The organism is Lacinutrix venerupis (assembly GCF_001971745.1).
In the GTDB taxonomy this organism is placed as follows: domain Bacteria; phylum Bacteroidota; class Bacteroidia; order Flavobacteriales; family Flavobacteriaceae; genus Lacinutrix; species Lacinutrix venerupis.
Genome location: NZ_CP019352.1, coordinates 121,224 through 147,655, shown reverse-complemented (window position 1 = coordinate 147,655; position 26,432 = coordinate 121,224). Strand labels below are relative to the sequence as shown.

Annotated in this window: 28 protein-coding genes and 1 tRNA gene; 25 read left to right on the top strand and 4 right to left on the bottom strand. The window is 30.4% G+C overall.

Annotated elements, in window-relative coordinates; translation table 11 throughout:
• The first annotated feature begins 58 nt into the window (after nucleotides 1-58).
• The 20 genes from BWR22_RS00675 (at nucleotide 59) to BWR22_RS00580 (ending at nucleotide 18,578) form a co-directional block, all read left to right on the top strand.
• The gene (locus BWR22_RS00675) at nucleotides 59-1,534 is read left to right on the top strand and encodes a DUF5687 family protein (protein WP_076731522.1); all 1,476 of its coding nucleotides are present in this window, start codon (nucleotides 59-61) and stop codon (nucleotides 1,532-1,534) included.
• Nucleotides 1,535-1,541: 7 nt separating this feature from the next.
• The gene (locus tag BWR22_RS00670) at nucleotides 1,542-2,249 is read left to right on the top strand and encodes an ABC transporter ATP-binding protein (RefSeq protein ID WP_076731521.1); all 708 of its coding nucleotides are present in this window, start codon (nucleotides 1,542-1,544) and stop codon (nucleotides 2,247-2,249) included.
• A gap of 232 nt (nucleotides 2,250-2,481) precedes the next feature.
• Nucleotides 2,482-5,031, top strand: coding sequence for a type IX secretion system periplasmic lipoprotein PorW/SprE (gene porW / locus BWR22_RS00665; protein WP_156875556.1), 2,550 nt, complete (start codon nucleotides 2,482-2,484; stop codon nucleotides 5,029-5,031).
• Between the two features lie 15 nt (nucleotides 5,032-5,046).
• Complete coding sequence (locus BWR22_RS00660) at nucleotides 5,047-5,448, top strand: bactofilin family protein (protein WP_076731519.1); 402 nt, start codon at nucleotides 5,047-5,049, stop codon at nucleotides 5,446-5,448.
• A complete protein-coding gene (locus BWR22_RS00655; RefSeq protein WP_241828214.1) occupies nucleotides 5,420-5,641 on the top strand; it encodes an AtpZ/AtpI family protein in 222 nt (73 codons plus the stop codon). Before BWR22_RS00660 ends, BWR22_RS00655 begins: the two co-directional genes overlap by 29 nt.
• The gene (locus BWR22_RS00650; protein WP_083678166.1) at nucleotides 5,642-6,019 is read left to right on the top strand and encodes a DUF6168 family protein; all 378 of its coding nucleotides are present in this window, start codon (nucleotides 5,642-5,644) and stop codon (nucleotides 6,017-6,019) included.
• A gap of 119 nt (nucleotides 6,020-6,138) precedes the next feature.
• Entirely contained in the window at nucleotides 6,139-7,266 is a 1,128-nt protein-coding gene (gene atpB / locus BWR22_RS00645) for a F0F1 ATP synthase subunit A (protein ID WP_076731517.1), read from the top strand.
• Nucleotides 7,267-7,307: 41 nt separating this feature from the next.
• On the top strand, nucleotides 7,308-7,496 hold the full coding sequence (gene atpE / locus BWR22_RS00640) for an ATP synthase F0 subunit C (protein ID WP_004569351.1): 189 nt from the start codon (nucleotides 7,308-7,310) through the stop codon (nucleotides 7,494-7,496).
• A gap of 95 nt (nucleotides 7,497-7,591) precedes the next feature.
• The gene (locus tag BWR22_RS00635; protein WP_076731516.1) at nucleotides 7,592-8,092 is read left to right on the top strand and encodes a F0F1 ATP synthase subunit B; all 501 of its coding nucleotides are present in this window, start codon (nucleotides 7,592-7,594) and stop codon (nucleotides 8,090-8,092) included.
• An 8-nt stretch (nucleotides 8,093-8,100) separates the two neighbouring features.
• Nucleotides 8,101-8,637 (top strand): ATP synthase F1 subunit delta, encoded by a 537-nt coding sequence (gene atpH, locus BWR22_RS00630; RefSeq protein WP_076731515.1) that lies wholly within the window; start codon nucleotides 8,101-8,103, stop codon nucleotides 8,635-8,637.
• Nucleotides 8,638-8,664: 27 nt separating this feature from the next.
• Entirely contained in the window at nucleotides 8,665-10,245 is a 1,581-nt protein-coding gene (gene atpA, locus BWR22_RS00625) for a F0F1 ATP synthase subunit alpha (protein WP_076731514.1), read from the top strand.
• Between the two features lie 45 nt (nucleotides 10,246-10,290).
• Nucleotides 10,291-11,151, top strand: coding sequence for an ATP synthase F1 subunit gamma (gene atpG / locus BWR22_RS00620; protein ID WP_076731513.1), 861 nt, complete (start codon nucleotides 10,291-10,293; stop codon nucleotides 11,149-11,151).
• A 218-nt stretch (nucleotides 11,152-11,369) separates the two neighbouring features.
• Entirely contained in the window at nucleotides 11,370-11,879 is a 510-nt protein-coding gene (locus BWR22_RS00615; protein ID WP_156875555.1) for a hypothetical protein, read from the top strand.
• 51 nt (nucleotides 11,880-11,930) lie between these two features.
• Nucleotides 11,931-13,388 carry an oligosaccharide flippase family protein gene (locus tag BWR22_RS00610; protein ID WP_076731511.1) on the top strand — a complete coding sequence of 486 codons (1,458 nt, stop codon included), beginning with the start codon at nucleotides 11,931-11,933 and terminating at the stop codon, nucleotides 13,386-13,388.
• A gap of 4 nt (nucleotides 13,389-13,392) precedes the next feature.
• A complete protein-coding gene (gene dut, locus BWR22_RS00605; RefSeq protein ID WP_076734330.1) occupies nucleotides 13,393-13,827 on the top strand; it encodes a dUTP diphosphatase in 435 nt (144 codons plus the stop codon).
• Nucleotides 13,828-13,860: 33 nt separating this feature from the next.
• A complete protein-coding gene (locus tag BWR22_RS00600; RefSeq protein WP_076731510.1) occupies nucleotides 13,861-14,880 on the top strand; it encodes a sugar phosphate nucleotidyltransferase in 1,020 nt (339 codons plus the stop codon).
• Nucleotides 14,881-14,899: 19 nt separating this feature from the next.
• Nucleotides 14,900-15,202: an antibiotic biosynthesis monooxygenase family protein gene (locus BWR22_RS00595; RefSeq protein WP_076731509.1), complete on the top strand. Its 303-nt coding sequence runs from the start codon at nucleotides 14,900-14,902 to the stop codon at nucleotides 15,200-15,202.
• Nucleotides 15,203-15,204: 2 nt separating this feature from the next.
• Nucleotides 15,205-16,572 carry a tetratricopeptide repeat protein gene (locus tag BWR22_RS00590; protein WP_083678164.1) on the top strand — a complete coding sequence of 456 codons (1,368 nt, stop codon included), beginning with the start codon at nucleotides 15,205-15,207 and terminating at the stop codon, nucleotides 16,570-16,572.
• Nucleotides 16,573-17,349: a DUF4292 domain-containing protein gene (locus BWR22_RS00585; protein WP_076731508.1), complete on the top strand. Its 777-nt coding sequence runs from the start codon at nucleotides 16,573-16,575 to the stop codon at nucleotides 17,347-17,349.
• On the top strand, nucleotides 17,349-18,578 hold the full coding sequence (locus tag BWR22_RS00580) for a murein hydrolase activator EnvC family protein (RefSeq protein ID WP_076731507.1): 1,230 nt from the start codon (nucleotides 17,349-17,351) through the stop codon (nucleotides 18,576-18,578). Before BWR22_RS00585 ends, BWR22_RS00580 begins: the two co-directional genes overlap by 1 nt.
• 13 nt (nucleotides 18,579-18,591) lie before the next feature.
• On the opposite strand, the gene BWR22_RS00575 is transcribed toward BWR22_RS00580, so the two are convergent.
• A complete protein-coding gene (locus BWR22_RS00575) occupies nucleotides 18,592-19,101 on the bottom strand; it encodes an acyl-CoA thioesterase (protein WP_076731506.1) in 510 nt (169 codons plus the stop codon).
• Nucleotides 19,102-19,261: 160 nt separating this feature from the next.
• Nucleotides 19,262-20,200: an HU domain-containing protein gene (locus tag BWR22_RS00570; protein ID WP_076731505.1), complete on the bottom strand. Its 939-nt coding sequence runs from the start codon at nucleotides 20,198-20,200 to the stop codon at nucleotides 19,262-19,264.
• A 104-nt stretch (nucleotides 20,201-20,304) separates the two neighbouring features.
• Between BWR22_RS00570 and dprA the strand changes: the two genes are divergently transcribed.
• Nucleotides 20,305-21,408: a DNA-processing protein DprA gene (gene dprA, locus BWR22_RS00565; RefSeq protein ID WP_076731504.1), complete on the top strand. Its 1,104-nt coding sequence runs from the start codon at nucleotides 20,305-20,307 to the stop codon at nucleotides 21,406-21,408.
• A 60-nt stretch (nucleotides 21,409-21,468) separates the two neighbouring features.
• On the opposite strand, the gene BWR22_RS00560 is transcribed toward dprA, so the two are convergent.
• Both BWR22_RS00560 and rseP read right to left on the bottom strand, forming a co-directional pair.
• A tRNA-Asn gene (locus tag BWR22_RS00560) sits at nucleotides 21,469-21,542 on the bottom strand.
• A gap of 69 nt (nucleotides 21,543-21,611) precedes the next feature.
• Entirely contained in the window at nucleotides 21,612-22,958 is a 1,347-nt protein-coding gene (gene rseP / locus BWR22_RS00555; protein ID WP_076731503.1) for an RIP metalloprotease RseP, read from the bottom strand.
• Between the two features lie 168 nt (nucleotides 22,959-23,126).
• Between rseP and BWR22_RS00550 the strand changes: the two genes are divergently transcribed.
• The 4 genes from BWR22_RS00550 (at nucleotide 23,127) to BWR22_RS00535 (ending at nucleotide 26,333) form a co-directional block, all read left to right on the top strand.
• Nucleotides 23,127-23,801, top strand: a complete 675-nt coding sequence (locus BWR22_RS00550; RefSeq protein ID WP_076731502.1) for an SCO family protein — start codon at nucleotides 23,127-23,129, stop codon at nucleotides 23,799-23,801.
• Nucleotides 23,802-23,873: 72 nt separating this feature from the next.
• Nucleotides 23,874-24,107: a FeoA family protein gene (locus BWR22_RS00545; RefSeq protein ID WP_076731501.1), complete on the top strand. Its 234-nt coding sequence runs from the start codon at nucleotides 23,874-23,876 to the stop codon at nucleotides 24,105-24,107.
• Complete coding sequence (gene feoB / locus BWR22_RS00540) at nucleotides 24,100-26,202, top strand: ferrous iron transport protein B (RefSeq protein WP_076731500.1); 2,103 nt, start codon at nucleotides 24,100-24,102, stop codon at nucleotides 26,200-26,202. The genes BWR22_RS00545 and feoB overlap by 8 nt, the downstream gene beginning before the upstream one ends.
• Complete coding sequence (locus BWR22_RS00535) at nucleotides 26,202-26,333, top strand: FeoB-associated Cys-rich membrane protein (RefSeq protein ID WP_076731499.1); 132 nt, start codon at nucleotides 26,202-26,204, stop codon at nucleotides 26,331-26,333. Before feoB ends, BWR22_RS00535 begins: the two co-directional genes overlap by 1 nt.
• Nucleotides 26,334-26,432: the final 99 nt, after the last annotated feature.

The window sequence follows — 26,432 nt, the reverse complement described above, 5'->3', positions numbered from 1 at the left end:
TTTTGATTGTAACAAAAACTATGTTAATATTACTAACTATTAAACCAAAATAATAACTATGCTCAAACATTTTATTAGTTTAGAATGGAAATCCTTTTTTAGGTCTGCTTCTTTTAAAGTTAATTTGTTTCTTAAAATATTAATGGCTATTGCAGCATTATTTATGCTTATTTATGCTTTAGGAATTGGAATAGGCGCTTATTTTCTTATCGAAAAGTATGTAGATCCAGATCCGTTAAAAATTGTAAATAAGTTTTTAATTTTCTATTTGGTTGCAGATTTGGTTATGCGTTATTTTTTACAAAAAATGCCTATTGTAAATATAAAACCATTACTGTATCTACCTTTAAAAAAAGATCAAGTGGTAAGTTTTGGTATTAAAAAAACAATGATATCTTTTTTTAATATTCTGCACGCTTTCTTCTTTATACCGTTTTCTTTTGTATTAATTTTTAAAGGAGGATACGACGCTTTTGGAGTTATAGGGTGGCATTTGGCAATGTTAGGTCTTTTTTACTGTAATAATTTCATAAACATTTTTGTTAATAATAAAGATGTTGTTTTTTACTCGGTAATAGGTTTAATAATTGCTTTTGCTGCGATGTATTATTATAATATTTTTAATATTACATTATTTACACAACCAATTTTTCAAGCATTTTACAATCAGCCTTATTTAGCAATAATTCCTTTGGCCTTAGCATTTATACTATATAAAACAGCATTTGCATATTTTAGAAATAACTTTTATTTAGATGCTGGTTTAGCAAAAAAAGTAAGTATTGCCGAAACAGATAATATGGGTTGGTTAGATCGTTTTGGTAGTGTTTCTACATTTTTAAAAAACGACATTAAACTTATTAAAAGAAATAAACGCTCAAAAACAACTGTTATAATGAGTGTTATTTTTATTTTTTACGGGCTACTTTTTTTTACTAATTCTATAGAGATGTACAATGGGCCTTTTTGGCGTGTTTTTGCAGGGATTTTTGTTTCCGGAGGTTTTCTATTTAGTTTTGGACAATTAGTGCCGAGTTGGGATAGCGCTTATTATCCATTAATGATGAGCCAAAATATTCGTTACAAAGAATACTTAGAATCTAAATGGTATTTAATGGTTATTGCAACCGTTATTTCTACTATAATAGCATCATTTTACTTGTATTTTGGCTGGCAAGCATATGTTGCTGTTGTAGTTGGTGCAATTTATAATATAGGTGTAAACTCTCATGTAGTACTTTGGGGAGGTGCATATATAAAAACTCCTATCGATTTAACATCTAACAAGAAGGCGTTTGGAGATAAAAAAGCATTTAACGTAAAAACTTTATTATTAACCATTCCTAAATTAATATTACCAATTGTAATTTATGCTATAGGTCACTTTGCACATAGCGACATTTTAGGTTTTGCTTTAGTTGCAGTAGCAGGTGTTTTAGGGTTTTTATTTAAAAATAAAGTATTTAAAATAATAGAAAAAATATATAAAGCAGAAAAGTATAAAACTTTAGAAGCTTATAAACAAACAAATTAAAAAAGTTATGATTACAACATCAAACCTTTCAAAAACTTACAACGGAGTAACAGTTTTAAATATTGAAAATTTAGATATTCCAAAAGGACAAAGTTTTGGATTAGTAGGAAATAATGGTGCAGGAAAAACAACATATTTTAGTTTGTTACTAGACCTTATTCAACCAAGTACAGGACATATAAAAAATAATGATGTTTTAGTTAACGAAAGTGAAGATTGGAAACCATTTACATCAGCTTTTATAGACGAGACATTTTTAATAGGTTACTTGACACCAGAGGAGTATTTTTATTTTATTGGAGAACTACGTAATCAAACCAAAGAACAAGTCGATACGCTTTTAGCTCAGTTTGAAGACTTTTTTCATGGAGAAATTTTAAATAAGAAAAAATATTTAAGAGATTTAAGTAAAGGAAACCAAAAAAAAGCAGGAATTGTTGCTGCACTTATTGGTAACCCAGAAGTTATTATTCTCGATGAACCATTTGCAAATCTCGATCCAACAACACAAATTAGATTAAAAGGAATTATTAAAGACTTAGCACAAACTAAAGGAGTTACTGTATTAGTATCAAGCCACGATTTAATGCATGTTACAGATGTTTGCGAACGTATTGTTGTGTTAGAGAAAGGTCAAATAGTTAAAGATTTAGCAACTAATCCTGCAACTTTAAAAGAATTAGAAGCTCATTTTTCTGGAACAGCAGAGGTGTGATTTTTTATAAGCTAAAGTCTAAGTATAAATGTTAATTTTAACAATTACATTTATAAATGTATTTTAGTTATAGATTATAGTTTTTAATACGTTATGGTGATCTAACTTTTTCAACTTTCAGCATATTTTTTACTAAAAACGTAAAAAGATGCTTATTTTTACAAGCTTATGTAGATAACTATACTAATTTCAAAAGTTTTTAGTTATCTAAATTAGACTAAACACTATAGCGTTGAAAACAGTAAAATACTTCATATTACTTACAGCCATTTCGGCATTGTTAATTACAGGTTGTTCGCGTAAAAACGACAGTTTTATTAGCCGTAATTATCATGCAGTAACAACCGAATATAATATATTATACAATGGTAATATTGCTTTCGAAAAAGGTAGAAAAAGCTTAAACGAAGCTTATAGAGACAACTATTGGGAGATTTTACCAATAGAGCGCATGCAAATATTAGATGAGGTAATTTTGCCAGGCCAATCTAAAAACGCAGATTTTACTCTTGCAGAAGAAAAAGCTGTAAAAGCCGTACAAAAGCACGGTATGAATATTCAAGGCAAAGAGCATAATCCACAAATAGACGAGGCTTATTTACTGTTAGGAAAATCACGTTATTTCGATCAACGTTTTGTGCCAGCCTTAGAGGCTTTTAATTATATTTTGTATAAATATCCAGCAAGTAGCAATATAAATCAAGCAAGAATTTGGAGAGAAAAAACCAACATGCGTTTAGAAAACGACGAGTTGGCAATTAAAAATTTAAAAACACTTATAGAACAAGTAGAGCCAAAAGGTCAAGATTTAGCAGATGCCACATCTACAATGGCACAAGCCTATATAAATATAAAATCTTTAGATAGTGCTTTAACACAAATTTCTATTGCTGCCGAAGCAACTAAAAATCGTTTCGAAGAAGGAAGATACTATTTTATTAAAGGTCAATTATATAATGCATTAGAAGATAAAGATAGTGCAAACATAGCTTTTGATAAGGTTATAGATTTAAACCGAAAAATCCCACGTAAATACTTAATAAGTGCTCACGTAGAAAAAGCTAAAAATTTCAATTACGAAAAAGGAAATAAACAAGAGTTTTTAGAGCATTTAAAAAAGCTAGAAAAAGATAGAGAAAATAGACCTTTTTTAGACCACATATATCACCAAGTTGCGCAGTATTATATAAACCAAAAACAAGATTCTTTAGCTACAGTTTATTATAATAAGTCTATTAGAACAAACTCTTCAGACAAAATTCTAATGGCAAGAAACTACGAAATTCTAGGAGATATGAATTTCGATGTTAATAATTATAAGTTAGCAGGAGCATACTACGATAGTACAATGACTAAAATGGTTGAAAACAGTAAACCATATAGAATTATTAAACGTAAAAGAGAAAATTTAGATGATGTTATTTATTATGAAGGCGTAGCCGAAGTCAATGATAGTATTTTAAATCTTGTTAAAATGGGTGAATTTGATAGAGCGCGTTTTTTCGAAGATTATGTAGCAAAGTTAAAATTAGAAAGAGAAGCAGAAGCAGAACGTTTAGCTATACAAGAACAAAAAGCCATTTTATCTCAAAACAATTCTGGTCAAGCACAAAATAATAGCTTTAAGCCTAAAGGAAATTCGGCAAATGCCTCATCATTTTATTTCTATAATGACCAAACGGTTGCTTATGGAAAAAATGAATTCTTACGTATTTGGGGAGATAGAGAAAATACAGATAATTGGAGATGGTCAGATGGGTCAAAAGCCACACAATTTGCAACAACATCTAATGCTGAGAATTTAAATCCAGAAAATAATAAACTTTTAGATGTAGATTTTTATTTAGCACAAATTCCTTCAGACGAAAAAGAAATAGATAGTATCTCTAAAGAAAGAAATTTTGCATACTACCAATTAGGATTAATTTATAAGGAAAAATTTAAAGAGTACGATTTAGCAAAATCTAGATTTACAGACTTATTAAATAATAATCCAGAAAAAAGATTAATACTTCCGGCAAAATATAACTTACTTAAAATGTATGAAACTTTAGGGAGAACTGCAGAAGTAAATATTCTTAAAAACGAAATAATTACAAATTATCCAGACTCACGTTATGCACAAATTTTAAGTAATCCAGAAGCTGCATTAGCAAAAGACGAAAGTAGTCCTAAAAGTATTTATGAGAATACATATAAGCAATTTGAAGCTCAGGAATTTGAAAGCGTTATAAAAAAATGCGTAGAATACATTAATACATTTGAAGGTGATGAGATAGTGCCAAAATTCGAATTATTAAAGGCATTTGCTGTAGGAAGGTTGCACGGTTTTGAAGCTTATAAAAAAGCAATTAATGAAGTTGCTGTTAATTATGCAAATACAGAAGAAGGTATACAAGCACAATCTATTTTAGATACCTCTATAAAAGGATTAGAAAACTCAGAATTCGAAGACGATTTAACCGCTACTAAATGTAAGGTTGTTTATCAATTTCCAAGTGCATCAAAAACTGAAATTGATACATTTAAAAAGACATTAGACGAAACCATAGAATTAGCCAAATACAATAATTTATCTACATCAATAGATGTGTATAGTAAAGATAAAACATTTGTGGTAGTGCATGGTTTAAGAAGTATAGAAGCAGCAAAAGGCTTTACAGATATATTTCCATCAGAATTAAAATATAAAATCGATCGTCCGTTTTTTGGTATTTCAACTAACAATTATAGGACAGTTCAAATTCATAAAAACTTACAAGCCTACATGGCAAATAAATAATTTAAATTAATAACCATGTTTTCTGATAATAAAAAAAACAAACAAAACGAAAACTCATCAATTCAAAACATAATAGCTAAAGGCACAAAAATAGTAGGTACTTTTAGTAGTGAAGGAGATATTAGAATAGATGGCATTATAGAGGGAGACATTATTACACCTGGAAAAGTTGTTGTTGGAAAAACAGGAGAAATACACGGTTCTCTAGAAAGTAGTAATGCCTACTTTGAAGGTAAATTAATTGGTGAATTAAAACTAACAGGTACATTAACGTTAAGGTCTTCTGCTTATATTGAAGGTAATGTAATTACAGAGAAATTAGCCGTAGAACCTGGTGCAACATTTAATGTATCTTGTGTTATGAAATCTACAGTAAAAGATATTAAAGGTGAGCAAAAAACAAAAAAAACAGCTTAATCCATATGTAAGGTTTACATCTATTGCCATTCAAATGGGATTAACCATTTATCTTGGCAATCTATTAGGCGAATGGTTAGACGAAAAATATAATACAACATATTGGGAAACCTCTATTAGCTTATTAGCTGTATTTATTGCCATATATAGTGTAATAAAGCAAGTTATTAATTTTACAAACAAACAAAAGTAAATGGTAAAGCAAGTTTTAACCGCTTTTTTTTTATGCTTAATTTTAGCAGTTATATGTATTCTAATTAATACTCAATTATTAGTTACACCATTACGTTTTTCTATAAATGCTATTTATGGTTTTCATGCAATAGCCTCTTTTATAGTATATGTGTTAGTGTTTTTTATACATCAAAAAATGCCAAACCAAGCAGGATATATATATTTAACCAGCGTATTTGTAAAAATGGGCGTGTTTGTTTTAATATTTAAAAATACTGTTTTTTCTATAGATGAGCTTACAAAACCAGAACGTATAACCTTGTTAGTTCCCCTAATATTGTTCTTAACTTTAGAAGCTGTTTTAGTATCAAAAATATTAAGCCAAGACAATAAGTAAATTAGCCTTTTTTTAAGGTAGAAAAACTTAGTTTAAAAAAGGGTTTGGAATTTTAATTTATTGTGTACCTTTGCACAAATTTTTAAGAGAGCATAAATTTCATATTTTTAACAAGAGTTATGGTGATTGCAAAAAAATCTATTAAGTTACTAGCTGTTTTATTCATGGTTTTTGGCATGTTTACTGTTCAGGCAGAAAACGATACGCCTCAGCATGGAGACGTTTCTGGAAATCAGGTAGATACGCCGGAAGAGATTAATTCATATATTCAGCATCACTTAAAAGACTCGCACGATTTTCATTTTTATACAGATAATTCAACTGGGAAGCATTATAGTTTTCCGTTACCGGTTATTGTTTGGACTAGTGAAGGTTTAAAAACTTTTATGTCTTCAGCTTTTCATCATGATGATGCTGGGCACGAGATTGTTGATGCAGGTGGAGTTAAGTTAACAAAAATACACTCTAAAATTTACGAGTTAAATCCTGGAGAAACAGAGGTTGCTTTCGATGAAGAGCATCATGCAACAAATGCAAGTAAAGTTATAGATTTTTCTATTACTAAAAGTGTATTTGGAATGTTAATTACAGGGCTAATTATGTTATTAGGTTTTGGAGCTTTAGCACGTGGTTATAAAAAAGGAAATACAATACCAAAAGGTGTTGGTCGTGTTTTAGAGCCATTGGTTTTATATGTTAGAGACGAAATAGCAAGACCAAATATTGGAGAGAAAAAATATAAAAAATTCATGAGTTTTTTATTAACAGTGTTTTTCTTTATATGGATTTTAAATTTATTAGGTTTAACACCATTAGGTTTTAATGTAACAGGACAAATTGCTGTAACAGCTGCAATGGCGATATTTACAGTAGTTATTTATATGTTTAGTGGAACAAAAGATTTTTGGGCGCATACTTTATGGATGCCTGGTGTACCAGTAATCTTACGTCCTATATTAGCAGTTATAGAGTTAGTAGGTTTTGTAATAATCAAGCCATTCTCTTTATTAATACGTTTATTCGCAAACATTACAGCAGGTCACTTTGTGGTAATGAGTTTAGTAGCGTTAATGATAACAATGAAAGCATCTTTTGGTCCAGCAGCATCAACAGGTATGTCTTTAATTTTAACCTTATTTATTATGGTTATTGAGCTTTTAGTAGCTTTTTTACAAGCATTTATTTTCACGATGTTATCATCGTTATTTATAGGTATGGCAGTCGAGGAACACGATGACCATCATTAATAAGAATTTGTTTAATTAATATTTATAAAAACCAAATTAGTATGTACAATTTAATTGGAGCAGGATTAATCGTAATCGGAGGAGGAATCGGATTAGGTCAAATTGGAGGAAAAGCAATGGAAGGTATTGCTCGTCAACCTGAAGCAGCTGGAAAAATCCAAACTGCGATGATCATCATCGGTGCCTTATTAGAAGGTTTAGCATTCGGTGCATTAATCTTAGGGAAATAATATTTCCTTTAAAAAAACAAGAGCATTTCTGCAACGGTTGGTTGCAGAAATGTTTTTAAAAAAATTAAACAAACAATAATTTATAATACATCATTATGGATCAGTTATTAAACGATTTTTCGCCAGGATTGTTTTTCATGCAAATCATTATATTAATTATATTAATAGTGTTAATGCGTGCCTTTGCTTGGAAACCAATATTAGGAGCTTTAAGTACAAGAGAAGAAGGTATTCAAAATGCATTAGATTCTGCAGAAAAAGCAAAATTAGAAATGCAAAATCTTCAAGCAGATAACCAAAAGTTATTAAACGAAGCACGTGCAGAACGTGAAGCTATGCTTAAAGAAGCTCGTGAAATGAAGAACACAATGATTGACGATGCTAAAACTGAAGCAGAAGCACAAGCAAGCGCAATGATTGCACAAGCACAAGCAGCTATAGAAAGTGAAAAGAAAGCAGCAATGGCAGAATTAAAAAGTCATGTAGCTGGTTTATCTGTTGATATAGCAGAAAAAGTAGTACGTCAAGAATTATCAAATAAAGATAAGCAATTAGCATTGGTAGATTCTTTATTAGGTGAAGCAAAATTAAACTAGTCTAAAAAATGGCAGGAGCAAGAGCAGCAATACGTTACGCAAAAGCAGTGTTAAGCTTAGCACAAGATCAAAATACAGCAGAAGCTGTAAATAACGATATGAAGCTAATAGCAAACACTATTGCAGGTAGTAAAGATTTACGCGACATGCTTAATAGTCCTGTAGTAAGTCCTTCAATAAAAAAAGCATCTTTATTAGAAATTTTTAAAAACACTAATGCGTTAACAGTTAATGCAATAGATACTTTGATTGCTAATAAAAGAATTGCTATATTAAACGACGTTGTAAAACAATATTCAATATTGTTCGATCAACATAAAGGAACTCAAGTTGCTACAGTAACAACAGCATTACCTTTAACAGACGATTTAAAGTCTAAAGTTTTAGCAAAGGTTAAAGAATTAACAGGTAAAGAAGCTGAAATTAAAAATATTATAGATGAAAGCATTATTGGTGGTTTCATTCTTAGAGTAGGTGATTTACAATATAATGCAAGTATTGCAAACCAGCTAAGCAAATTAAAAAGAGAATTTACATTAAACTAAGATATTTATATCTAAATAAATAATAAGATGGCAGAAGTAAAACCGGCTGAAGTATCAGCAATCTTAAAACAACAACTTTCAGGATTTGAAGCAAGTGCTTCGTTAGACGAAGTTGGAACAGTATTAACTGTAGGTGATGGTATCGTACGTGCTTATGGATTAGCTAACGCTCAATATGGAGAATTAGTAGAATTCGAAGGAGGTGCAGAAGGAATCGTACTTAACTTAGAAGAAGATAACGTAGGTATCGTACTTTTAGGAACTTCAATAGGAGTTAGAGAAGGTTCTACGGTAAAACGTACAGAACGTATTGCTTCTGTAAAAGTAGGAGAAGGTATTGTTGGTCGTGTTGTAGATACTCTAGGAAACCCTATCGATGGTAAAGGACCAATTGCTGGAGATACTTACGAGATGCCTTTAGAGCGTAAAGCACCAGGTGTTATTTATAGAGAGCCAGTAACAGAGCCATTACAAACAGGTATTAAAGCAATTGATGCTATGATTCCAGTTGGTAGAGGACAACGTGAGTTAGTTATTGGAGATCGTCAAACAGGAAAAACAACTGTTTGTATTGATGCTATCTTAAATCAAAAAGAATTTTACGATGCTGGTAATCCAGTATATTGTATATATGTTGCTGTAGGTCAAAAAGCATCAACAGTAGCAAACATTGCTAAAACTTTAGAAGAAAAAGGAGCTTTAGCTTACACAACAATAGTAGCTGCAAATGCAAGTGATCCTGCTGCAATGCAAGTTTATGCACCAATGACAGGAGCATCTATTGGAGAGTACTTTAGAGATACTGGTAGACCAGCTTTAATTGTTTTTGATGATTTATCAAAACAAGCCGTTGCTTACCGTGAAGTATCTTTATTATTAAGACGTCCACCAGGACGTGAGGCATATCCTGGAGATGTATTTTACTTACACTCTCGTTTATTAGAGCGTTCGGCAAAAATAATCAACGACGATTCTATTGCTAAAGAAATGAATGATTTACCAGAAACTTTAAAACCAATGGTTAAAGGTGGTGGTTCTCTTACAGCTTTACCAATTATCGAAACACAAGCAGGAGATGTTTCGGCTTATATTCCAACAAACGTAATTTCTATTACAGACGGACAAATTTTCTTAGATGGAGATTTATTTAACTCTGGTGTACGTCCAGCAATTAACGTAGGTATTTCTGTATCTCGTGTTGGTGGTAATGCACAAATTAAATCTATGAAAAAAGTATCTGGTACTTTAAAATTAGATCAAGCACAATTCCGTGAATTAGAAGCTTTTGCTAAGTTTGGTTCAGATTTAGATGCTGTTACTTTAAACGTAATTGAAAAAGGAAAACGTAACGTAGAAATTTTAAAGCAAGGACAAAACGATCCTTACACAGTAGAAGATCAAGTTGCAATTATATATGCTGGTTCTAAAAACTTATTAAAAGATGTACCAGTAGATAAGGTAAAAGAATTTGAAAGAGATTTCTTAGAGTTCTTAAATGCTAAACACAGAGGTGTTTTAGATACTTTAAAAGCAGGTAAATTAACTGACGAGGTTACAGATACATTATTAACTGTATGTAAAGACCTTTCAGCTAAATATAGAGCATAATTAACATTTCCACGAAGGTGGAAATCTTATTTCATATTTTAAAATATGGCAAATTTAAAAGAAATACGTAATAGAATATCTTCGGTATCTTCAACGATGCAGATTACTAGTGCCATGAAAATGGTATCTGCTGCAAAATTAAAGAAAGCTCAAGACGCTATTACAGCAATGCGACCTTATGCAGATAAGTTAACAGAGCTTTTACAAAGCTTAAGTGCAACTCTTGATGCAGATACCGGAAGTCAATATTCTGAACAAAGAGATGTTAAGAATGTACTTATAGTTTCAGTATCTTCAAATAGAGGATTAGCAGGTGCATTTAACTCGAATATAATCAAGCAAACACAAAATTTAATTGATAATGTTTATACGGGTAAAAACGTATCGGTAATTGCAATAGGTAAGAAAATTAACGATGCCTTCTCTAAAAGAGGTATTGTAATTGCAAACCATAGTGATTTATTTGATGATTTAACTTTCGATAACGTTGCTGAAATTGCAGAAATGTTAATGGAAAAATTTGTTTCTGGCGAATTTGATAAAATTGAAATTGTTTACAACAAGTTTAAAAACGCTGCTACACAAATTGTAATGACGGAGCAGTTTTTGCCAATTGTTCCTGTAGAGGGAGGTGCAGAAATGAATGCAGATTATATATTTGAGCCTTCTAAGTTAGAAATAGTAGAGCAACTAATTCCAAAATCTCTTAAAACACAATTATATAAAGGCATTAGAGATAGTTTTGCAAGTGAGCACGGTGCACGTATGACGGCAATGCACAAAGCTACAGATAACGCTACAGAATTAAGAGATCAACTTAAATTAACTTACAATAAAGCACGTCAAGCTGCAATTACTAACGAAATTTTAGAGATTGTTGGTGGTGCAGAAGCTTTAAATAACTAAATATCATTCTAAATATATATTTAGAAATATTACAATAATTTAAAAAACCTTATTCAATTTGAATAAGGTTTTTTTATGGAACAACTTTTGATTCTTTATCTTTATAATCTTATAATACAAATACACTTATTATGAAATCGGTTAAAGCAATTACTTTATTTATATTATCTTTTGTTTTGTTTACAAGTTTTACACAATGCTCGAGCTCAAAAAACACTATGGATAAAGAAAATAAAGAAAACATAATTAGTCCAGAAGAGGAATCTAACAAAGATAAAGGAGATGTTGTAGAAGTACCAGATACTACAGGAACTATGCAAGGCAGAGGAAAAGAAATGCCACTTTTTATTAGAGACACCTATTTTCAATCATGGTTTTCTGGCCAAAAAGCTGGAGGTTCTGGAATACATATTTATTTTCCAACCTTAATTAACAAACAAAATTATAAGCTTGAAAAAGTTTATTTTCGAGGTATGATTGGTGATATGCAAGAAGAAAATAATATGCATTTTGCAAATTTAAAATCTAATAAAAATAGGCTTGTAATGAGTAATGATGAAAATGCAGAATACGGCAATACAAAACCAGAGCCATTTCCATTCGAATTAAAACCAAACGAATGTATGATAAGTTATAAGCATGGAGACAAAATTAAATATTTTCAAGTTTATAATATTAAAGAAAAAGCATCTGTTAACTATCCATCGGCACCAATAAAACATAATTAATTCCTAATATATTAGAGATTACTATATTTAGATTAAACAATACAAAACGGCTTGAGCGGATTTAAATCTCTTTTTAAACAAACATTTATTTATGGTTTAGCAACTGTGCTGCCAAGAATGCTTAGTTTTATTTTAGTTCCGCTTTATACCAATCCAGCAGTACTATCGGTTAAAGAGTATGGTCGTGTCTCATTTATTTTTGCATACTTTGTTCTTTTTAATGTTGTATTAGCCTACGGTATGGAAACTGCTTTTTTCCGATTTTTTAATAAAGAAAAAAGTCAAGAAAAAGTGACAAGTACAGCTGCAATTTCGTTAATATTAAGCTCATTTGCATTATTAGGAATAGCTTTTTTATTTAGAAATCAAATTTCCAGTTTAATAGACATTGAATTAAAATACCTTAATTTGGTATTTATTATTTTACTTTTAGATGCTTTAGTAATAATACCATTTGCATGGTTACGAGCTACAGCACAACCAATGCGATATGCAATAATTAAAATTCTAAACGTAGCTATTAATTTAGGTCTTAATGTTTTTTTACTATTATATTTAAAAGAGTTGTCTTATGAGAATTCTCTCTTTTCAAGTATTTGTAAAGATAACTATGAAATTAGTTATATATTTATTTCAAACCTTATTGCAAGTAGTATAACCTTACTATTATTACTACCATTTTATTTAAAAATAAAATTAAAGTTTGATACTGTATTATGGAAAAACATGATGCGTTATGCTATGCCTGTTCTTATTGCAGGAATAGCTTATTCTATTAATGAAACTTTCGACCGCATTTTATTAGAAAAGTTATTGCCAAAAAACATAGCCGATGAGCAAATAGGTATGTATTCCGCTTGTTACAAATTAGCTTTATTTATGACCTTATTTGCAACTGCCTTTCGTTTAGGTATAGAGCCTTATTTTTTTAGTCATTCTAAATCTAAAAACCCACAAAAAAACTATGCTAAAATTTTAGAATACTTTGTGGCATTTGGATCTATAATTTTTTTAAGTGTAGTTGTTTTTGCCGATATTTTAAAACCTTACATTATTAGAAGTGAGGCCTATTATGAAGCAATGTGGATAGTTCCATTTATATTACTAGCTAATTTTTGTTTAGGAATTTATCATAATCTTTCTGTTTGGTATAAAATAACAGACCGTACAAAGTTTGGTGCTTATATTTCAATATTAGGAGCCATAATAACTTTGGTTATTAATTTTATATTAATTCCTATAATAGGCTTTAAAGGCTCTGCGATTGCTACACTCTCAGCTTATTTAGTAATGATGTTGTCCTCTTTTTTCTTCGGAAGAAAATATTACCCAATTCCATATAATTTAAAAAAAATAGCACTGTATTTTGGGTTATCAACGTTAATTTCAATGTTGTATTTCTATCAATTTAGAGGTAATTATGTTATTGGAATTGGAGCATTAATTGTATTTTTAGGCATCGTTTTTCAGCTTGAGAAAAAAGAGTTTAAAACATTGCTTAAAAAATAAAATCATGCAAATAAAAATAATTAATAAATCTAATCATGCTTTACCGCATTACGAAACTATTGCGTCTGCCGGAATGGATTTAAGAGCAAACTTAACAGAGAATGTTGTTTTAAAGCCTATGGAGCGCACAATAGTTCCAACAGGCTTGTTTTTAGAACTTCCAATAGGTTTAGAAGCTCAAGTAAGACCAAGAAGCGGTCTTGCAGCTAAAAAAGGTATAACAGTACTTAATGCTCCAGGTACAATAGATGCAGATTATAGAGGAGAAGTAGGTGTTATTTTGGTTAATTTGTCTACTCAAGTATTTGTAATTGAAAATGGAGAGCGCATAGCGCAATTAGTAATTGCAAAGCATGAAAGAGCAGAATGGCAAGAAGTTGAAACACTTTCTAAAACCGAACGAGGAGAAGGTGGTTTTGGCAGTACAGGAATAAAATAAAGATATTAATAAAAAAAATCAAATTAAAATATAATGAAGATTATTGTACCAATGGCAGGAAGAGGTTCTCGACTGCGTCCACATAGTTTAACAGTGCCAAAACCATTAATTCCAGTTGCAGGACAACCAATTGTACATCGTTTAGTAAAAGATATTGTTAAAGTTTTAAATCAACCAATAGAAGAAATAGCTTTTGTTTTAGGCGATCCAGCTTGGTTTGGAGACGACGTAGTTTCAAGTTTAGAAGATTTAGCAAAAAGCTTAGGAGCAAAAGCCTCTATTTATAGACAAGACCAACCATTAGGAACAGGTCATGCTATTATGTGTGCTAAAGAATCTTTATCTGGACCCGCAGTTATTGCTTATGCCGATACTTTAATTCGTGCCAATTTTAATTTAGATCCAGATGCCGATGCCGTTATTTGGGTAAAACAAGTCGATAAGCCAGAAGCATATGGAGTTGTTAAGTTAAACGATAATAAAGAAATAGTAGAATTAGTAGAGAAACCAGAACAATTTGTTAGTGATTTAGCAGTAATAGGAATTTACTATTTTAAAGAAGTATCTATTTTAAAAGATGAGCTTCAAAAAGTACTCGATAATAATATTATTAATGGTGGCGAATACCAAATTAACGATGGTATTAAAGGCATGATGGCTAATAATAAAATATTTAAAACAGGAGAAGTAAGCGAATGGATGGACTGTGGAAATAAAGCAGTCACACTAGAAACTAACCAACGCATGTTAGGCTTTTTGCAAGCAGATGGAGATGAGCAATTAATAGCCTCTACAATTAAAAACGATAATTCTACTATTATAGAACCTTGCTATATAGGTGAAAATGTAATGCTTAAAAACGCAACAGTTGGTCCAAATGTTTCAATTGGAAATAATTGTGTTATAGAAAATAGCACCGTTAAAAATAGTTTAATACAAAATGAAACAACGGTAAAAAACGCTAATTTAGACGAGGCTATGATTGGAAATCACGTAAAATATGATGGAAAATTTACTAAAATTAGTATAGGAGACTATTCTGTTTTGGAATAAATATTGATATTAAATAAACATGTACATTGTTCTTTATTCATTTGATATAAAACCAAACCAAGAAGACAACTTCTTAAAAGCTTGGAAAGCATTAACTAAGCTAATTGTAAAACATGAAGGAGGTTTAGGTTCTAGATTGCATTTAGAAAAGCCATTAAAGTACATTGCTTACGCACAATGGCCAGATAAAGAAACATTTACTAATGCAGGAAATAAATTACCAAAAGAAGCAGATAAGTTTCGAAATATAATGAGAGAATCTTGCGAAAAGTTTGAAATTTTAAATAAACTTAAAGTAGTAGAAGATTTGCTTTTAAAATAGACATGATTAAAAAAAACCTTAAAATATTACTTTTTATTTTCGGCATTTTCTTGTTACCGAAAGGTGTTTTTGCGCAAGTAGATTTTAACGCTACTCCAAATGACGATTTAGGAAATGTTACAGATGAATTTCAAGAATTATTTTACGAGGCACTTAAGCAAAAAGCAATAGAAAATTACGACAAAGCCATAATTGCATTACAAAAATGTATAGATATGGACGATTCTAAATCTATATTATATTATGAATTAGGAAAGAATTACAATAAACTTAAAAATTTTGGTGCAGCAGAAGATGCTTTAAAAGAAGCTGTAAATAAAGAGCCAGATAACGAGTGGTATTTAGACGAATTATACGAAAGCTACGCACAACAAAAAGATTATGATAAAGCAATAAAAACCATAAAGCAACTTGTAAAATATCATCCAGATTATAAAGAAGATTTAGCATCACTTTATGTAAGAACAAAAAAGTATAAAGATGCTATAAAAGTATTAGATGATTTAGATGATGAGTTAGGAGTTTCAGACCAAAGAGACCGTTTAAGAAACCAAATTTATAACGCGACAGGACAAAAAAAGCAACAAATTAAAAAGCTTGAAGAAAGAGTAGACGACAATCCTGAAGCAGAGAGTAATTATTTAGCTTTAATTTTTAGATATAGTGAAAATAACGATCCTAAAAGAGCTTTCGAAACAGCAAAAAAACTATTAGAAGTTCATCCAGAGTCACAATTAGTCCATTTAGCATTATATAAATTTTATTTAGACGATAATAAGGCAGAAATGGCTATAGAGTCTATGAAAATAGTTTTAAACAGTAGGCAAATAAAACCAGAAGCAAAATTAAAAGTATTAACCGATTTTGTAAATTTTGTAAACAAAAATCCAAAGTACGAAAAAGATTTAGTCGAAATTACAACATTAGTAACAGAAAGCGCTGCAGACACAAAAACATTTGTAGAAATTGCACAGTATTATTTAGCTAAAAAAGATAATGTTAAAGCTATTGAATACTATAAAAAAGCACAAGACCTTGAACCTGATAACTTTGGAATATTAAGAAATATTATTTTATTACATATCGACTTAAATGAGTTTGATATTGCGAAACAAAAAAGTGCAGAAGGAATAGAAAAATATCCATCGCAGCCAGTACTTTACCTTATTAATGGTGTAGCGCTAAATCAATTAAAAGAGTACAATAATGCTATAGAAATTCTTGAAACAGGCTTAGATTATATAATAGAAGACGCAAAAATGGAAGCCGATTTTTATAAACAATTAAGTAAGTCTTTTACTGGTCTAAACAATTTAGCAAAAGCAAAAACGTTTAGTGATAAAGCTAAAGCACTAGAAATTTCTAATTAAATGATAATTAAACCTAAAATAATTTCGCTAATACTTATATTAAGTATTGGATTAGTAAGTTGTAAATCTGCAAAAACTATTACAGATAATGGTACGCTAAACAGTAATCTTTCCGCAAAGCAAATTATAAAAAATAGTGATAAGAATACTTCAAAATTTAATACGTTAAGTGCGAGATTAAAAATTGAATCTAATGATGGTAAAAATTCACAGTCCACTTCTGTTTCCTTAAGAATAGAAAAGGACAAAACAATCTGGATGAGTAAATTAGGTATTGTTAAAGCTTTAATTACACCAAATAGAGTTGCATTTTATAATAAATTAGATAATACTTATTTTGATAGTGATTTTACTTATCTAAGCAGCTTGTTAGGTACGGAACTAGATTTTAATAAAATACAAGCTTTACTTTTAGGTGAGCCTATATATAAACCAAATACTAAAGATTACGAAGCTTCAGTATTCGAGAAATCTTATATGCTACAACCTAAAAATCAAAATAATTTGTTTGAGATTTTTTTATTGTTTAATCCAACACACTTTAAAATGGATTCTCAGCAAATAGCACAATCTAAAGACAATAGACATCTTGAAATAAATTATTTAGCATATCAAGAAGTAGAAAACGAAATTCTTCCAGAAGCTATAAATATTATAGCCTTAGAGCACGAAGACCAATTAAAAATTGATTTAGAATTTAAAGGTGTAGAATTAAACCAAAAGTTAAGGTTTCCGTTTACAATTCCTTCAGGTTACAAAAAAATAGAACTTAAATAATGCGAGCGTTTCAATACAAAATAACACTTTTTAATATACTGTTTTTTTGCAGTTTTTTTGTTTTTTCTCAAGGAGGAAAGCAAAAAGAATTAGAAGCAAGACGTTTGGAATTATCTAGAGAAATTCAGCAGATAAATAAATTATTATCTTCAAATCAATCTAAAGAAAAGTCTCAAATTTCACAAATTGAAGACTTAAATCATAAACTTAGTGTGCGCGAAAACCTTATTAAGGTAACTAATCAGCAAGCGAATTTGTTAACACGAGAAATTAATACTAACCAGAAGCAAATAACAGCAAATAGAGAGGAATTAGAGCTTTTAAAGAAAGGATATGCTAAAATGCTACAAAAAGCCTATAAAAATAAAAATAAGCACAATCGCGTTATGTTTTTATTGTCTGCAACAAATTTTAAACAAGCATATAAAAGAATTCAATATTTAAATCAATATGCAGATTATCAAAAAGAGCAAGGAGATAAAATAAAAGAGAAAACTATAGCGCTGCAAAAGGCAAATTCAAACCTGTTAATTCAAAAAGAAGCAAAAAGTAAATTAATTGCAGAAAATAAAAAAGAACAAAAAGCTTTAGAAGCAGAGCGTAAGCAGCACGAAGCTATAATGAGTGCTATAAAAAAAGACTTAAATAAATATACTGCTCAAATTAAAGCTAAAGAAAAGGAGGCAAGACGAATAGATAGAGAAATCGATAAATTAATTGCCGAAGCTATTGCTGCTTCAAACAAAAAAGCTGGAGCAAAAACTACAACAAAATCTAAAAGTTTTGCTTTAACGGCAGAGGCAAAAGCCTTAGCTGCAGATTTTCTTGGTAATAAAGGTAAATTACCTTGGCCTGTAGGAAAAGGTGTTGTAAAATTACGATATGGAAAACAGCCATCTCCAGTAGATCGAAATTTAACAATTAACAGTAATGGTGTTAGAATTTCTACCGAAAAAGGAGCTCAAGTTAGAGCTGTGTTTAATGGTGAGGTTATGGGTATTTTAAAACCTAAAAGAAGTAATCCAATTGTAATGGTAAAGCATGGTAATTATATAACTACATATCAAAATCTTGGAAAGATTTATGTAAAAACCGGCGATAAAGTAACTACAAAACAAGATATTGGCGAGGTGTTTACAAACCCAACAACAGGAGAAACTGTATTAAAATTTAGAATAGATAAGGATAATAAAACACAAAATCCGTCGAGCTGGATTTATAAAATGTAATTTAATAAAGTAATTATTCAAATAAAGCCTTTAATTCTGTAGCATCATCTGGTTTCATTTTACCAGCCAAAACTAAGCTTAATTGTTTTCTTCTTAAAGCGCCTTCATAGCGTTCAATTTCAATTTTTGTTTCTGGAATTAATTCTGGAACTCTTACAGGTCTTCCTGTTTCATCTACAGCAACAAAAGTGTAAATAGCTTCATTGGCTTTCGATTTAACACCAGACTCTCTGTCTTCTATCCAAACGTCTATATAAATCTCCATAGAGCTTTTAAAAGCACGTGAAACTTTTGCATCTACAGTAACTACACTTCCTAAAGGAATAGCACGATTAAATGCCACATGGTTAACAGAAGCCGTTACAACAATTCTTCTAGAATGACGGCGTGCACTAATTCCAGCAGCTCTATCCATTCTGGCCAATAATTCACCACCAAAAAGATTGTTTATTGGGTTGGTTTCACCAGGTAAAACCATATCTGTCATTATTGTTCTTGAGTCCTTTGCTGTTTTAGCTTCCATAATCTTGTTTTGTCCTTTCTACAAAGGTAGAAATCTATTATTTTTCTAGTATTATGCACAGTATGTAGAATACTGCAGATAACATTTTGTGTTTTAAAAATGCAAAGGTAAGCCGATTTAAAAAGTCAGCCTTAAATTTTAGGAAATTTTATGAGAAAGTTTAATTAAGGTCCTTAACCAGTAACCAAGCAGCATCATTATTATTGTTACGAATACTGTTTAACTCACGAAGGGCTTCATTTCTATCATTAAAACTAGCATAAGCAACTTGGTGTAAACCATACTTGTTTACTCCTATTTTTCTTGCCTTAAAACCTTCTTGTTTAAGTTGAGCTACTTTTTTATCGCAATTTTCTTCAACTCTAAATGCTCCAGCAACAATGTGATAATTTCCAGATTGTTTACTAACATTTAATGTAGCTGCAGGTAATGGATTACTAATTACAAAGGTAGCTTCTTGAATTTTGTTTTCTAATTGATTGTTAGCTTCTTCTTGTGCAATTTGGTTATGTGTAGCAACGCTGTCTGCATAATGTTTAGAAGCTCCAAAACCTCCAATTGTTAACGCAATTAATGCAATAGCAGCATACTTAAAGTAAGATTTAGTTTTACGTTTTTCTGGCGTTATAGTTAATGGAATTACTTTTTCAATAGTTTCTGCTTCTTCTTTGTAAACTTCACGCGTTACAGCAGGAGATACTAATTGAGATAAGCCAAAAGCATCGGTTAAATAGTTTAAATGATAACTAGGATTAAATTCTATTTTTCCTTCGCTATTAAGCTTTAAATCGCCTATATTTTGAAGAGATAAAGTTTCACCTTCAATTAAACTAGATTTTAGAGATTTTACGCGTTTTGAAATCTTTAACGTGGCAGCTTCAAACGGTATTTTTTCAGCATCAGCAATGTAATTTGCTAATAAACCATCATTAGTCTGTATTTGTTCGTTAAACGATAACTGTTTTTTTGGTGGATAAAACGCGTTTGTAGATTCATGCACAGTTGCAGGAACACGTTGTGATAAAAAAGCACCAAAGTTAGGTACAGTAACACATTCGTAACGGTATAATAAATCGCTTATGTAAGTCTCTAATTGCATAAAAACAAAGTTAGTATTTTTTGTAACCTAATAAAATGTTGGTACTATTATTTATTAACAGCATTAAAATTCTTTTATTGTAGACTCAAAATCAATTAGATAAAATGACAGAAAACGACTTAATTTACGTTTTAGCTTTACAAAATGTCATAAAAATAGGTGATGTAACAGCAAAAAAACTGATAGCTCATTGCGGTTCTGCAGAAGCTGTGCTTAAAGAAAAGAAACAAAATCTTTTAAAAATTGATGGAATTGGTAGTGTAACAATTTCTGATTTATTTAACCCTAATCATTTTAAAGCAGCTCAAGCTGAGTTAGAATTTATTAAAGCTGAAGGTTTAAAAACACACTATTTTAACTCTGATACCTATCCTGAAAAATTAAAACATTGTATAGATAGTCCAATATTACTTTTTGAAGCTGGTAATATAAACCTAAATAAAAAACATATTATAAGTATTGTTGGAGCAAGAAAAATCACCACTTCAGGGATTGCTTTTTGCGAAAAGTTAGTAGAAGAACTTGCTATTTATAATCCTGTAATAGTTTCTGGTTTTGCCTATGGTACAGATATTACTGCGCAAAAGGCTGCTATAAAACATAATTTGCAAACCATAGGTTGTTTGGCTCATGGTTTAAATCAAATTTATCCAAAGACCCACAAAAAATATATGGCAGATGTTGAAAACAATGGTGGTTTTTTTACAGATTTTTGGAGTACTTCTAGTTTTGATAGAAATAATTTTTTAAAAAGAAACAGAATAATTGCTGGAATTAGTGAAGCAACAATTGTTATAGAAAGTGCGGAAAGAGGTGGTAGTTTAGTTACTGCAGATATTGCAAACTCATACAACCGAGATGTATTTGCAGTTCCTGGTCGTACAACAGATTCGCAAAGTACTGGATGTAATAATTTAATAAAACAACAAAAAGCACATTTACTCTCAACACCGTTAGACGTGCCGTACTTATTAAATTGGCAATTAGAAGAAGAACAAAAGCAGCCAATACAAAAACAACTTTTTGTAGAGCTTGATGATAACGAAAAAGTAATTTACAATTACTTAAAAGCCCACGATAAACAAATGTTAGATATTATAGCTTTAAACTGTAATATGCCTACTTTTAAAGTTGCTGGTATTTTGTTGAATATGGAATTAAAAGGAGTGGTAAGACCATTACCAGGAAAACTGTTTGAGGTTATTTAAAGCAGGTAAATTTATTCCATAAAAAAAGCCCTACATTTCTGTAAGGCTTCTGTAAACTTGCTCCTCTTCTTAGGCTCGAACTAAGGACCCTCTGATTAACAGTCAGATGCTCTAACCAACTGAGCTAAAGAGGAGTGTTTTTCGCTGTTGCGAGCGCAAATATAAAATGTTTTTTAGATACTGCAAAATATTTTTTAATTTTTTTAATTAAAAATTGCTTTGAAGATATCATTTCCGTTTGCAAAGAGCACTAAACCTATTAAAATAAAGAATCCAACTGTTTGTGCATACTCCATAAATTTATCGCTAGGCTTGCGTCCAGAGATCATTTCGTATAGTAAAAACATTACATGTCCACCATCTAAAGCTGGTATTGGAAGTAAGTTAAGCACACCTAACATTATAGATAAAAAAGCTGTTATGCTCCAAAAGTTTTGCCAATTCCAATAATCTGGAAAAATATTTAATATAGCATAAAAACCACCAACGCCTTTATAAGCTCCAGTTTCTACATTTCCTATTTCTTTAAGTTGGCCAAAATATTTGTTTATTTGGCCTGTAAATTTATTGTAACCAGCACCAAAGCTTTCACCTAAAGTATATTCTTTAGTTTTCATTTTATAGTAACCTAGTTTCTCCATTGTTTGTGGACCGGCTCCAGAATAATAAATAATACCCAAGTTAGCTTCGTCACTAACTTTTAATTTTTCGGTAATTAATTTTTCATCTCTTAAAACTGTAACATCAACTTCTTGACCTTTATAAGCGTTTAGAGCTGGTTTTAATTGGTCTATATATTTAATGTTTTTATCTCCAAAAGTTCTTAAAATATCTCCATCCTTTAAATTAACTCCTTTATTTATTGAAGAATCTGGAACTTTAGAAATCATTAATGGGTAACGCATTTCAAATAAATCTCTACGCTTACTATCCGAAAACTGTCCTAAAAAATCTACAGGCATTGTAATGGTTTGCTGTACACCATCTCTTTCAAAAGTTATGGTTTTTGCACCTATAAAGTTTCCTTTAATATCAGATACGTTTTCAACATTATATTCTCCAACTTTTATAATGTTATCACCAGTTTTAAAACCTAAATCTGTTAGTAGAGGATTTTCTACTAAATACCCATCTTGAATACTTGTTGCATCGATAAACTTATCTCCATAAACAAAAGATAAGAAAAAGTATATAACGTATGCTAATATAAAGTTAACCATAACACCTCCAAGCATAATAATTAAGCGTTGCCAAGCTGGTTTACTTCTAAACTCCCAAGGTTTTGGTTCTTCTTTCATGGCTTCGGTATCCATGCTTTCGTCAATCATTCCAGCAATTTTTACATATCCACCAAGCGGTAACCAACCAATACCATAAACAGTTTCACCTATTTTTTTCTTAAAAAGTGAAAATTTAACATCAAAAAACAAGTAGAATTTCTCTACTCTAGTTCCAAATAATTTTGCTGGGATAAAATGCCCTAGCTCGTGAAGTATAATTAATAGTGAAAGTCCCAGTAAAAACTGAGAGATTTGTATAATAATTCCCATGTAATTTATCTATTCATTTTTATAACGCCCAAAAGTAAGTATTTAGACTTACTTTAAAAAGCTATTATGACTTTGCTTTATGTTTTAACAGCAATTTATGAGCCAAAAAAATGGTTTAACACATGTACGCTTTGTATTTTTGTAAAATATTGACTCAATTCTATTAATATGCTTTCTTTTTTTAAAGATTATAAAAAATTCGCGATTGGTTTTTTTATCCTTTCATCAATTATAATTTTAATAATATATAATATTTTAAATGTTGAAAAACCTCTACCTGTATATCAGCCAAATAATGTTGAAACGACACTGGTTGATAGTACAATCCAACATGTGAAAAAATATCATAAAATAGCCGATTTTAGCTTAATTAATCAAAACGGGAAAACAATAACCCAAAACGATTATAAAGATAAAATTTATGTAGCCGATTTCTTTTTTACCACCTGCCAGACTATTTGTCCAATAATGACAGATCATATGTACGAAATACAAAAAGAATATAGTAACGATGATGATGTTATGTTGTTGTCGCATTCTGTAACACCAGTTATAGATAGTGTAGAACAACTTAAAAGATATGCTGTTAAAAAAGGTGTTAACGATGCTAAATGGAATTTAGTTACAGGAGATAAAAAACAAATATATGAGTTGGCTAGAAAAAGCTACTTAGCAGTAAAATCTGTTGGTAATGGAGATAAGTTTGATATGATACACACCGAGAACTTTATGCTTATCGATAAGAAAAAACAAATTCGTGGTTTTTATGATGGTACAGATCCAGAAGCCATTTCACAATTAATTTTAGACATAGAAAAGTTAAAACGCAGTGAGAAACTGTAGTTTCTTCACTACAATTTTTTAGCTTAAGTTTTTTCACTTACTTTTGCTTCTTTAAAATCAATCTAAATAAGCTTGCAACATACAATAGTACATTTAAAACGCGGAGAGAAAGGAGTTATAACAGATGTTTCTTCAGAATTAATACCTTTAAAACTTCTTGAAATGGGTTGCCTACCAGGAAACTTTGTAGAATTGGTACAAGTTGCACCATTTAGTGATCCATTATATTTAAATATAAATGGCAGTCATTTAGCTATTAGAAAGGAAACAGCTATTCATATTTTAATAGATAAAATAGATGAGTAAGCAAATAAATGTCGCTTTAATTGGAAATCCTAATACAGGAAAAACCTCTGTTTTTAATGCTTTAACAGGCTTAAATCAACAAGTTGGTAACTATCCAGGTATAACTGTAGAAAAAAAGGAAGGTATTTGTAAATTACCAAGAGGCGTAAAAGCTCATATTATAGATTTACCAGGAACGTATAGTTTAAATGCTTCGTCTTTAGACGAAAGTGTGGTTATAGAGTTGCTTTTAAATAAAAATGATAAAGATTTTCCAGATGTTGCAGTTGTAGTTAGTGATGTCGAAAATTTAAAACGTAATCTCTTACTATTTACTCAAATAAAAGATTTAGAAATTCCATGTTTACTAGTAGTAAACATGGCAGATAGAATGCGTAGAAAAGGAATTACGTTAGATATTGGCTATTTAGAACAACAATTAGAAACTAAAATAGCTGTTATTAGTACACGTAAAAATGAAGGTATAGAAAACCTAAAACAGCAAATTTCGAATTATAAAGAACTATCTGTTAAACCATGTTTAAATGCTTCAGAAATAGATACTGAATATTTTAATAGACTACAAAAAGCATTTCCAAATCAATTATTATATAAACTTTGGTTGGTTATTACCCAAGATGTAAACTTTGGTAAAACCGATAGAAAAGATATTGATGCTATTGCTAGTTTTAAAACAAAATCTAAAGGAGATCTTAAAAGACTTCAGCAAAAAGAAACTATAAAGCGTTATCAATTTATTAATAATGTTCTAAAAAGAGGGCAAACTATAGATATAACACAAGCTACAGATGTTAGAACTAAGTTAGATCGTATACTAACCCATAAAATTTGGGGTTATGTAATTTTCTTTTTTATTTTACTTACCATTTTTCAAGCCATTTACGATTGGTCAAGTGTGCCAATGGACTGGATAGATTCTTCGTTTGCATCGTTAAGTAATTGGGTAAAAGAAACTTTTCCAGGAGGAGGAAAAGTAACAGATTTAATTGCCGAAGGTATTATTTCTGGACTTGGAGGTATTGTAATTTTTATACCACAAATAGCCTTTTTATTCCTATTTATATCCATATTAGAAGAAAGTGGCTACATGAGTCGCGTCGTATTTTTAATGGATAGAATAATGCGTCGTTTTGGATTAAGCGGTAAAAGTATTGTACCATTAATCTCTGGTACAGCATGTGCTATTCCAGCAATTATGGCCACCAGAAATATAGAAAGTTGGAAAGAACGATTAATAACTATTTTAGTAACACCATTTACAACCTGTTCTGCGCGTTTACCTGTATATTTAATTATTATCTCATTAGTAATTCCAGAAGGCAGAATACTTGGTTTAAGCTACCAAGCACTAACTTTAATGTTATTATATTTAATTGGTTTTGGTGCAGCAGTAGGTTCTGCTTGGATTTTAAATAAAGTTTTAAAAATTAAAAGCAAAACCTTTTTTGTAGTAGAAATGCCAAATTACAAAGTGCCACTGTTTAAAAACGTAGCACTTACCGTATTAGAAAAAACAAAAGCATTTATTTTTGGTGCTGGAAAAATAATACTAGCCATATCAATTGTACTTTGGGTATTAGCATCTTATGGTCCAGGAGAACAATTTAATAATGCCGAAAACATTATTACAGAGCAATATGCCGCACAAGATTTAACAGAAGATGAGCTACAACAAAAAATAGCATCACATAAATTAGAACACTCATTTATTGGCCTAACAGGACGCGCAATAGAACCAGCAATTAGACCGTTAGGTTACGACTGGAAAATTGGCATAGCCATAGTTAGTAGTTTTGCAGCACGAGAAGTATTTGTAGGAACTTTAGCTACTATTTACAGCGTAGGTAGTGACGACGAAGAAACTATAAAAAACCGAATGGCAGGAGAAGTAAACCCAATACTTGGCGGTCCATTATTTAACTTTGCATCTGGTATATCCTTACTATTATTTTATGCCTTTGCTATGCAATGTATGAGTACGCTTGCCATAGTTAAAAAGGAAACCAATAGCTGGAAATGGCCAACATACCAATTCGTTATTATGACAGCGATTGCTTATATTGTAGCTTTATTATCATTTCAATTTCTAAAATAATGAGCACACTATTTCAAGACATAATAGTATTTACCATTTTAGCAGTCGCTTTAGTGTTTTTATTTAAAAAATACATCTGGAAAAAGAAAGCAAAAAAAGCTTGTGGCAAAGACGATTGTGGCTGCCATTAAACCATAATAAAAATATTTAATTTGGGCGTTACCAAAAAATGCAAAAAGGCATTTTTTAGTCAGGCTATCACTACTCGCTCTCTGCGAGGAGCTCAAACA

Bases quoted from the DNA above. Each gene is read 5' to 3' on its own strand.
- BWR22_RS00675 (WP_076731522.1), top strand. From the start codon at position 59: ATGCTCAAACATTTTATTAGTTTAGAATGGAAATCCTTTTTTAGGTCT.
- BWR22_RS00670 (WP_076731521.1), top strand. From the start codon at position 1,542: ATGATTACAACATCAAACCTTTCAAAAACTTACAACGGAGTAACAGTT.
- BWR22_RS00660 (WP_076731519.1), top strand. From the start codon at position 5,047: ATGTTTTCTGATAATAAAAAAAACAAACAAAACGAAAACTCATCAATT.
- BWR22_RS00650 (WP_083678166.1), top strand. From the start codon at position 5,642: ATGGTAAAGCAAGTTTTAACCGCTTTTTTTTTATGCTTAATTTTAGCA.
- atpB (WP_076731517.1), top strand. From the start codon at position 6,139: ATGGTGATTGCAAAAAAATCTATTAAGTTACTAGCTGTTTTATTCATG.
- atpE (WP_004569351.1), top strand. From the start codon at position 7,308: ATGTACAATTTAATTGGAGCAGGATTAATCGTAATCGGAGGAGGAATC.
- BWR22_RS00635 (WP_076731516.1), top strand. From the start codon at position 7,592: ATGGATCAGTTATTAAACGATTTTTCGCCAGGATTGTTTTTCATGCAA.
- atpH (WP_076731515.1), top strand. From the start codon at position 8,101: ATGGCAGGAGCAAGAGCAGCAATACGTTACGCAAAAGCAGTGTTAAGC.
- atpA (WP_076731514.1), top strand. From the start codon at position 8,665: ATGGCAGAAGTAAAACCGGCTGAAGTATCAGCAATCTTAAAACAACAA.
- atpG (WP_076731513.1), top strand. From the start codon at position 10,291: ATGGCAAATTTAAAAGAAATACGTAATAGAATATCTTCGGTATCTTCA.
- BWR22_RS00615 (WP_156875555.1), top strand. From the start codon at position 11,370: ATGGATAAAGAAAATAAAGAAAACATAATTAGTCCAGAAGAGGAATCT.
- dut (WP_076734330.1), top strand. From the start codon at position 13,393: ATGCAAATAAAAATAATTAATAAATCTAATCATGCTTTACCGCATTAC.
- BWR22_RS00600 (WP_076731510.1), top strand. From the start codon at position 13,861: ATGAAGATTATTGTACCAATGGCAGGAAGAGGTTCTCGACTGCGTCCA.
- BWR22_RS00595 (WP_076731509.1), top strand. From the start codon at position 14,900: ATGTACATTGTTCTTTATTCATTTGATATAAAACCAAACCAAGAAGAC.
- BWR22_RS00590 (WP_083678164.1), top strand. From the start codon at position 15,205: ATGATTAAAAAAAACCTTAAAATATTACTTTTTATTTTCGGCATTTTC.
- BWR22_RS00585 (WP_076731508.1), top strand. From the start codon at position 16,573: ATGATAATTAAACCTAAAATAATTTCGCTAATACTTATATTAAGTATT.
- BWR22_RS00580 (WP_076731507.1), top strand. From the start codon at position 17,349: ATGCGAGCGTTTCAATACAAAATAACACTTTTTAATATACTGTTTTTT.
- BWR22_RS00575 (WP_076731506.1), bottom strand. From the start codon at position 19,101: ATGGAAGCTAAAACAGCAAAGGACTCAAGAACAATAATGACAGATATG.
- BWR22_RS00570 (WP_076731505.1), bottom strand. From the start codon at position 20,200: ATGCAATTAGAGACTTACATAAGCGATTTATTATACCGTTACGAATGT.
- dprA (WP_076731504.1), top strand. From the start codon at position 20,305: ATGACAGAAAACGACTTAATTTACGTTTTAGCTTTACAAAATGTCATA.
- rseP (WP_076731503.1), bottom strand. From the start codon at position 22,958: ATGGGAATTATTATACAAATCTCTCAGTTTTTACTGGGACTTTCACTA.
- BWR22_RS00550 (WP_076731502.1), top strand. From the start codon at position 23,127: ATGCTTTCTTTTTTTAAAGATTATAAAAAATTCGCGATTGGTTTTTTT.
- feoB (WP_076731500.1), top strand. From the start codon at position 24,100: ATGAGTAAGCAAATAAATGTCGCTTTAATTGGAAATCCTAATACAGGA.
- BWR22_RS00535 (WP_076731499.1), top strand. From the start codon at position 26,202: ATGAGCACACTATTTCAAGACATAATAGTATTTACCATTTTAGCAGTC.